General features: G+C 25.3%; 1 protein-coding gene and 1 pseudogene. Both read right to left on the bottom strand.

What is annotated here, in order from left to right:
• Positions 1-161 precede the first annotated feature (161 nt).
• Positions 162-386 carry a helix-turn-helix domain-containing protein gene (locus tag KTF99_RS16895; protein WP_009301309.1) on the bottom strand — a complete coding sequence of 75 codons (225 nt, stop codon included), beginning with the start codon at positions 384-386 and terminating at the stop codon, positions 162-164.
• Positions 387-476: 90 nt separating this feature from the next.
• A pseudogene (locus tag KTF99_RS16890) lies at positions 477-663 on the bottom strand (DNA adenine methylase); the annotation flags it as partial.

Below are 663 nucleotides of genomic sequence, written 5' to 3'. Positions count from 1 at the left end.
AAGGCAATATGTAATTATTTATTCTTTCTTCATAGCTAATCATAGTATTATGTCTAACATACATTCTTTTAAAAGATAAATACTCATTAATAATTTCGTTAAATTTTATTTTATTCATTACTTTACCTCCCACAAAAAAAGTACTCATTTTCAGAGTACATTCAATTAATTTTTTCATCATTATTTTCATATACAACTTCCATGAAATCTTCAATCCTACATCCTAACGTTTTACAGATAAGATCTATGTGTTCAAGATTTATTCTTTCTGCAAACTCCCAATATATTTCATTTATTGTTGCAGGCCGTATTCCGGTTCTACGAGCAAGTTCTAACTGACTTATTCTTCTTTCACCCAGCAGTTTTGATAAATATATTTTTATCATCTGATATGCACCCTGGAATAATTCTATCATTATTTGAAATTTTAATAGAAAAATGAAAAAAAATTACGTATTACGTAATTTTTATTGACATTAATAATTTTTTATGATCAGTTCCTTATATTTGCAATTTTTGTTAGAAAGATTATTATTTCTTTCTATTTCTTCGATATATAAACCTTTATATAATTCCTTAATGTACGGATCATTATTATACGATAAAATAAACCTCCCTCTAATTTCCTTTAATATTCTTGCAAGCTCTTTATGATCTTCTACA

This window comes from Erysipelatoclostridium sp. MSK.7.34 (assembly GCF_019041935.1).
GTDB lineage: Bacteria > Bacillota_I > Bacilli_A > Erysipelotrichales > Coprobacillaceae > Thomasclavelia > Thomasclavelia ramosa.
This window is presented reverse-complemented; position numbering and strand designations above follow the sequence as displayed.

Excerpts from the sequence above, each read along its gene's own strand:
- KTF99_RS16895 (WP_009301309.1), bottom strand. The coding sequence starts at position 386 with ATGATAAAAATATATTTATCAAAACTGCTGGGTGAAAGAAGAATAAGT.